The 2,069-nt window shown below is 45.0% G+C and carries 3 protein-coding genes and 1 pseudogene; 3 read left to right on the top strand and 1 reads right to left on the bottom strand.

Annotated features, from left to right (window positions below):
- Nucleotides 1-333 (bottom strand): SDR family NAD(P)-dependent oxidoreductase (locus tag AC1DUO_RS24385; protein WP_477989168.1); only part of this gene is annotated, 333 nt, incomplete at its 3' end.
- Between the two features lie 229 nt (nt 334-562).
- On the opposite strand from AC1DUO_RS24385, the gene AC1DUO_RS24380 reads away from it, so the two are divergent.
- The 3 genes and pseudogenes from AC1DUO_RS24380 to AC1DUO_RS24370 form a co-directional block, all read left to right on the top strand.
- On the top strand, nt 563-976 hold the full coding sequence (locus tag AC1DUO_RS24380) for a hypothetical protein (protein WP_119262438.1): 414 nt from the start codon (nt 563-565) through the stop codon (nt 974-976).
- A 158-nt stretch (nt 977-1,134) separates the two neighbouring features.
- Nucleotides 1,135-1,323 (top strand): hypothetical protein, encoded by a 189-nt coding sequence (locus AC1DUO_RS24375; RefSeq protein ID WP_013577816.1) that lies wholly within the window; start codon nt 1,135-1,137, stop codon nt 1,321-1,323.
- A gap of 609 nt (nt 1,324-1,932) precedes the next feature.
- Nucleotides 1,933-2,069 (top strand): annotated as a pseudogene (locus tag AC1DUO_RS24370) (porin); the annotation flags it as partial.

Raw genomic sequence — 2,069 nt, 5'->3', positions numbered from 1 at the left:
ATTATAAACTTTATCGACGATTTCCGGGGTGATGTCTTCAATCAGTGTCGTCGGCGCAATCCCGGCATTATTAACGATGACGTCAAAACCACCGAGTTGCCTGGTGGCCGCTTCTACGGCAGCAAAAACTTGCTCCCGGTCTGAAACGTCCGCCAACTGAGCAATGGCTTTACCACCGGCATGATTAATTTCTTCGGCAACTTTTTCCGCTGTTTCCCCATTAAAATCCACCACGGCCACAGCAAAACCATCCTTCGCCAGACGCAGTGCAATCGCGCGGCCGATCCCCTGACCACCACCTGTCACTAAAGCCACTTTTCCATTTTTAGACATACGACTATCCTCTATGTATTCGGTATCTTCTTCAGGTGCTGCGCGCAAGACACGGTCTACCCGACCCGGTGCCGTTGCGTGAGCTATCCACTGGTTTACGCCTGCCGCTCCCAATGTGCAATTGTTAAGCACGGTCATTAACTTTTTCTGATTTGGTCAAACGCAAATGGCTGTTCCTGCCAGCAAGTCGTTTAGAATGGCATACGTGTAAGAGAGTAAGGATGCAGAAATGACCGGCAATAATATTGTTCTTTTCCGTGAACGCCTGACTGCACTGGTGCGTTCATTACAGATTGCGCCTGACGTTGCCGAAAATCAGGTACTGGACCGGATGGCGCTCTGCTTTCGCAAGTTGCTGAATTTTTTCGCTGAAAACAATGAACTGACGCAGCAGGTGTTTTTGCTGCCACCTCTGGCGCAAGAGACACAGCGTTTGCTGATCAACCTGATGGCAGAAAACCTCGTGCAAAATCAGCAAAGCAAACTTTTCCGCAAAGAAATTTCTGCCGTCATGCTCGCGCAATGTTTTACCGGCATGCTGGTACAATTCGCGCAAGATCCCGCAGATCCGGCATTACGTCATCAGCAAAGTCTGGCCTGTGCAAAACTGTTCTGCGAAGGCGTTTGGCTGCGGGAGTTATAGTTCAAAACTTCATAAAGAAAGCAAAAATGGTTGGTTCAGTTTGTCGTTCATAAAAGGTTTACTACGTTCATTCCCGCGGCAGGCATCGTTTGCCACGATTTTGAAACCAGCGTTAAAGAAAGCTTTGATTTTAAAGCTGCGATTAACCGGAGGCCTGTATGTCAATCACTGTACACACTGCTGAGCGCCGTTCGCTATGGCAACGTATCACGCACCGCAAGGTCAGTTATCCACCAGCGGAGAGGGCGCAGGATACATCCCGTCTGCTGGAAAGCTTTCTCGCCACAGGCTGTCTTTACGGTATTGATGTGGGGAACAGTGATCCGGCCTGGTTTCGCCGCTCCTGATCGTTATATCCGTTTATTGCGGTTCAGTTACTGGAACGAGCTGTGCCATGAGAGAAGCCTTCTCCTGAAATTATGTGCTGTACCCTGAATAGCCGGTGTTTCCGCTGCGGATAACGCAACCGTGACATCTGTTATGCAGGTTGTTGTGGAAAGTCTCTCTGACCTCGTCGTAGAAATTTTAGTTCTCTCTCATTTGTTGAGCCCATAACTTTCGCCGGTTATGGGTTTTTTTATGCAAAAAAAAGCCCCGCAGTCAGGCGGGGCGACATACTAACGCCGTTAACAGGGGTAAAACGGCGACTAAAAAAAATATAAGTAAAACCAAGGAAGGGTAAATAGGATTGCAGTGATGATTCCACAACCCGGAAATAAAGTACCACAGAAAAATATATAATTATAAATACATATTTTATATGAAATTAACTATAACATTCATTCGAAATATTGATAATACCGACAGAAATAATTAGTAATAAATAATAAAATTAAAACCGATAATTTATCTACAGAACCACGGAACTCTGTAGGTAATATTAATACGAGTCTGACTCATTGAAAATACATATATAATAAATTCAAATATCCAATTAAATGATAAAGGAATACATCATGAAATTAAAAGCATTGGCACTTATTATCCCGGCATTACTGGTTGCAGGCGCAGCTCATTCCGCAGAAATATATAATAAAGACGGCAATAAACTGGACCTGTATGGCAAAGTTGATGCACGTCACCAATTTTCAGA

The sequence above is a fragment of the Rahnella sp. P4_A8 genome (genome assembly GCF_056402435.1).
Note: the sequence above shows the minus strand (reverse complement) of the source record. Positions and strands in the feature narration are given on the sequence as shown.

Coding starts and splice junctions, on each gene's coding strand:
- AC1DUO_RS24380 (WP_119262438.1), top strand. CDS start 563: ATGACCGGCAATAATATTGTTCTTTTCCGTGAACGCCTGACTGCACTG.
- AC1DUO_RS24375 (WP_013577816.1), top strand. CDS start 1,135: ATGTCAATCACTGTACACACTGCTGAGCGCCGTTCGCTATGGCAACGT.